Annotated in this window: 5 protein-coding genes; all 5 read right to left on the reverse strand. The window is 67.5% G+C overall.

Annotated features, from left to right (window positions below; all coding sequences use genetic code 11):
* Positions 1–1,109: penicillin-binding transpeptidase domain-containing protein (locus AC2VOP_RS17540; RefSeq protein WP_486962149.1), on the reverse strand; the 1,109-nt coding region annotated here is incomplete at its 3' end.
* A gap of 128 nt (positions 1,110–1,237) precedes the next feature.
* Positions 1,238–2,278, reverse strand: coding sequence for a cell division protein FtsL (gene ftsL, locus AC2VOP_RS17545; protein ID WP_486962146.1), 1,041 nt, complete (start codon positions 2,276–2,278; stop codon positions 1,238–1,240).
* The gene (gene rsmH / locus AC2VOP_RS17550; RefSeq protein WP_486962150.1) at positions 2,275–3,462 is read right to left on the reverse strand and encodes a 16S rRNA (cytosine(1402)-N(4))-methyltransferase RsmH; all 1,188 of its coding nucleotides are present in this window, start codon (positions 3,460–3,462) and stop codon (positions 2,275–2,277) included. Before rsmH ends, ftsL begins: the two co-directional genes overlap by 4 nt.
* Positions 3,437–3,868, reverse strand: coding sequence for a division/cell wall cluster transcriptional repressor MraZ (mraZ, locus tag AC2VOP_RS17555; protein ID WP_486962147.1), 432 nt, complete (start codon positions 3,866–3,868; stop codon positions 3,437–3,439). Before mraZ ends, rsmH begins: the two co-directional genes overlap by 26 nt.
* A gap of 338 nt (positions 3,869–4,206) precedes the next feature.
* The coding region (locus AC2VOP_RS17560) for a DUF3040 domain-containing protein (RefSeq protein WP_486962148.1) at positions 4,207–4,481 on the reverse strand (275 nt) is incomplete at its 5' end.

Here is a 4,481-nt window from a genome sequence, read left to right on the forward strand (position 1 = left end):
TCGCCCATGGCGATCGAGCCGGGCACCGACAGCACCTCGTCGGGGTTGCTCAGCCCGTACTCGATGGTGGCGGCGGCCGTTACCACCTTGTTCGCCGAGCCCGGCTCGAACGGCGACGACACCGCAGGATTGCCCATCTGCTTGTCACCTTGGCGACCGATGTCCTGTGACGGGTCGAAGGTGTTGTCGGCGGCCATGGCCAGCACCTCACCGCTGTGCGCGTCCAGCACCACCGCCGAGACGTTGCGCGCGCCGGCGGCGTTCTTGGCCTGCTGCACCTGTTGTTGGACGTAGAACTGAATGTCGTCGTCGAGGGTGAGTTGCACCGTTGCCCCGTTGACCGCCCGGTGCCGGTTTCGGTAGCTGCCTGGAATCACCACACCGTCGGAGCCGCGGTCGTAGGTCAGCGAACCGTCCGTTCCGGCCAGCACCGCGTCCATGGCGTCCTCCAAGCCCAGCAGTCCGTGCCCGTCCCAGTCGATGCCCCCGACGATGTTGGCCGCCAGCGATCCGCCCGGGTACTGGCGCAGATCCTGCCGCTCACTACCGACTTCGGGGTAGTTCTTGCTGATCGCCTCGGCAATGGCGGGGTCAACGGCACGGGCCAAGTAGACGAACGTCTCGTTGCTGCGCAGCTTCTTCAGCACCGTTGCGGCGTCCGGTTTGTTGCCCAGCCGGGTGGCGACCTCCCTGGCGATGTCCTGGAGCCGCCGCTGCGGATCGGGGGCGCTGACATTGTGTTCTTTGGCCTGGTCGAGTTGCTTGCGGATCTTGATCGGCTGAAAGGTCAACGCCCGAGCTTCGATGGTGAACGCCAGCTTGTCGCCGCTGCGGTCGATGATGCTGCCCCGCATAGCTTTTTCGGTGTCGGTGACCTTCAGTTGCCCGGCGGCTTCGGCCCGCAGTCCGGAGGCGCGTGGAACCTGCAAGTAGAACAGCTGCGCCGCCGCGACACACAGCACCAGAAAAATGACCGCGTTACCGACTCGGTGCCGGAACACAAACGAGGCGCTGCGCATGCCGAGCTCCATCGCTTGACGGGTCCGCCGGTCCGTTGCCGAACGACCAGCCGGCCCGGGCCTCGGCGGCTGCCTGGACTTCCCCGGCAGCGCAGGCTTGTTGAGCTTCGCAGGCTTGTTGGGGCTGTTGGTTTTCTTTGCCCGTGCAGCAGCCCGACCGGGCCCATCGGCTCGGCGTATCGGATGCGACCGGCGCCTGCCAGACCGCTCGGCCCGGCTCATCGCGGGGTACCCGGAGCCGCTGCCGACGGGGAAGCCGCCGGCGGACTGAACTGCTCGGCCGCCGGCCCCGGCGACGACCCGATCACGATGAGAGGCGGTGCCGATGGCCGCATCGTGGGCACCCGCCCTGATGGCGGGGGGGTCAGCGCCATGCGGGGTACGCCGGGCATGGCGGGTACGGCGTTGCTTGGCAGGTGCTGATTCTCCGCATCCACCGCAGACAGCGGCACTTCTGGTCCCGGCGCAGCCACTCCGGGCGGCAAGGCCGGCGAACCCAGACCCGGCGACACCCGAACCGGCACTTCGAGCCGGTGCGCCGGCAGCGGAGGCGGTACGGGCCGCTCCTCGGGCAGTTTGGTGTTCAACGGCGCCGGCGGCACCCCTTCAGCCGGCGTCGGGTTGCCGACCACCACCCAGTTGCCTGCCGGGTCTTGAACCAGGTGGGCGGTGTCCCTGCTGGGGATCATGCCCAGGTTCCGTGCTGCCTCGGCCAACGCCGGCGCGGACTGCGCCTCGCGCACATCGCGTTCCAGCGTTTCCTTTTGTTGCAGCAACGCTTTGTTCCTCTCTTTGGCGGTGGCCAACTGGTAGGAGCGCTCCGCGGCGTCGGTCGACAGCCACAGGGTGATGCCCAGCCCGGCGGCCAGCGTGCCGATGACCAACACGACGAACGGCACCTTGGCCACCAACGTGCGCGGCCGCAGATCCACCGAGGCCAGCCGAATGATCAGCCGCTCCCGTAACGGAGCCCGAACTACCTTGGGCGCCTTAGCCTTCCGTGCTTTCGCCCGTGCCTTCGCCTGCCTGGTGTTCTTGGGTGGCGCCGGCCGGACGGTGGGCCGGGGCGTCGCCGCGGTCTGCGGACCCGTGCGCGGTGCCCGCGGTTCCCGCCCGGGCGACGGCGCCGTCGGCTGGCGTGGACGCCGGCGTCGAGACGCCGGTGCATCGGTCGGTCTGCGCAGCGCTGTACGGGTGGAGCCGTCGGGGTGACGGCGACGGTCGCCACGCGGTGAAACCGTTTGGCGCTTGGTTCTCATCGATCGCCCCTTTGCGCTTTCCATGTCCCCGGCTCCGTGCGTCGCACGGCCCGCAACCGGACCGACGCAGCCCGCGGGTTGCGCTCTACCTCATCGGCGCCGACGCGTTCAGCACCACGCGTCAATGATGCAAATCGTGGTGTGTCGCCGGGTAATTCAACTGGAACGTCGACCGGGGTTCGCGACGTCACGGCCTGAGCGAACAGTTGTTTGACGATCCGGTCCTCCAGGGACTGGTAGGCCAGTACCACGATGCGGCCGGCGACGGTCAAAGCGTCCAGCGCTGCAGGAAGGGCGCTGGCGAGCGAGTCCAATTCGCCGTTGACCGCAATGCGCAACGCTTGAAACGTCCGCTTCGCGGGATGCCCGCCCCGCCGCCGGGCCGGCGCCGGAATCGCCTGATAGAGCAGAGAAACCAGCTCGCCAGTCGATGTCAGCGGCGCGCGTGCCCGGCGAGCCACGATGCGGGCCGCGATGCGAGCCGCAAATCGCTCCTCGCCGTAGCGCCGCAAGATGTCGGTGAGCGCAGCCTCGTCGTACGTGTTGACGACGTCGGCCGCGGTCAGCGCGGACCGCGGGTCCATCCGCATGTCCAGCGGAGCGTCGTGGGTATAGGAAAAGCCTCGTTCGATCAGATCCAGCTGCATAGACGATACGCCGAGGTCGAACAGCGCTGCATCGATTGATTCTGCTGCGGCGTAGCCTGATTCGGCTATCACATCGGCGATCGCGTCGTAGCGTGCGTGGGCCAGGGTGACTCGTTCGCCGAACCGGGCCAGCCGCCTCGCGGCGACATCGATGGCGTCTGGGTCGCGGTCCAATCCGATGAGCCGCAGGCCGGGCAGTTCGGACAGGAAACGCTCGGCGTGTCCGCCGGCCCCGACGGTGGCGTCGACCAGGACCGCACCCGACCCGTCCGGGCGGTGCCTGGTCAGCGCCGGGGCCAGCAGCGTCACGCAGCGCTGCAGCATCACCGGCACATGGCCGGGATCACCCCGGTCGTCGGCCATCGCAACACCTCTCCGTTGGGTGGGGTACCACCGAGGGGCCGAACGGGCCACCCCTGCATCGAGGTCCCTGTCCGATATCGCGAACCTGGCGTTGGGGAAGTACGTCAGGGTCGGATCGGGCAGAGGCCACGAGGCACGGGCGCACGCCTCAGATGATGTCGCTGAGTGCTTCATCGCTGGCCGCGGAGAAGTTTTCTTCATGAGTCTGCTGGTAGTCCCGCCAGGAGCTGGCGTCCCAGATCTCCAGGTAGTCGACCGAACCGATGACGACGCAGTCCTTGGCGAGTTTGGCGTAGCGACGATGGTCGGCCGACAGGGTGATTCGGCCCTGGGCGTCGGGATGCTGTTCGTCGGTGGCTGCGGCCAGGTTGCGCAGGAATGCCCGTGCGTCCGGGTTGCTTCGCGATGCCTGCGCGGCTCGCCGGGCCAGTTGCTCGAACTCCGTCCGCGGGTAGACGGCCAGGCTGTGGTCCTGGCTCTTGGTGACCATCAGCCCTCCTGCCAGCGCATCACGGAACTTGGCGGGCAGCGTCAGCCGCCCCTTGTCGTCGAGTTTGGGCGTGTAGGTGCCGAGAAACATCACGCCACCTCCGGTCAGCTCCTCGCCCAACGACTTCTGCCACGTTACCCCACTATCCCCCACATAGGGCAATATTTCGCATAACAAATGGGTGTCGTACCCACTTTTTGCCACATCTACTGGCATCTACTGGCATCTACTGGCATCTGCTGGCATCTGCTGGCATCTACTTGCCGAAAGCCCACGATGACCCAATCCCCAGTTCGGAGCGGCTGATCAGAGAGAATCAGGCAGGCCAAGCCCAGGGGGCGTTAGCGAGGCGCCAGCAGTGCGGGCGAATCGCCGCGGATACGGAAACGGGGCAGCCGATCGGCTACCCCGTGTGCTCCGGCGGGTTGCTACTCGTCGAAGCGGCGCCGGAACCGATCCTCCATCCGGCTGGTGAAGGAACCGCCGGCGCCCCTGGACCGACGCTGACGCGCTCCGTCAGCACCCGCCGACCCGGGCTGCCCGCGCCCAGCCGTCAGCTTCGGACCGGTGACGGCGAATACGACCCCGCCGAACATCACGATGAATCCGATGACGCTCAGGATGAGAAACGCGTGGTTGACGCTGGCATAGAACGGCACCCCGCAGACCAGCATGCCCAGACCGGCCGCGAACATCGCGGCGC

The sequence above is a fragment of the Mycobacterium sp. TH-M106 genome, from assembly GCF_057473765.1.

Coding starts and splice junctions, on each gene's coding strand:
- ftsL (WP_486962146.1), bottom strand. CDS start 2,278: ATGAGAACCAAGCGCCAAACGGTTTCACCGCGTGGCGACCGTCGCCGT.
- rsmH (WP_486962150.1), bottom strand. CDS start 3,462: ATGAAGCACTCAGCGACATCATCTGAGGCGTGCGCCCGTGCCTCGTGG.
- mraZ (WP_486962147.1), bottom strand. CDS start 3,868: ATGTTTCTCGGCACCTACACGCCCAAACTCGACGACAAGGGGCGGCTG.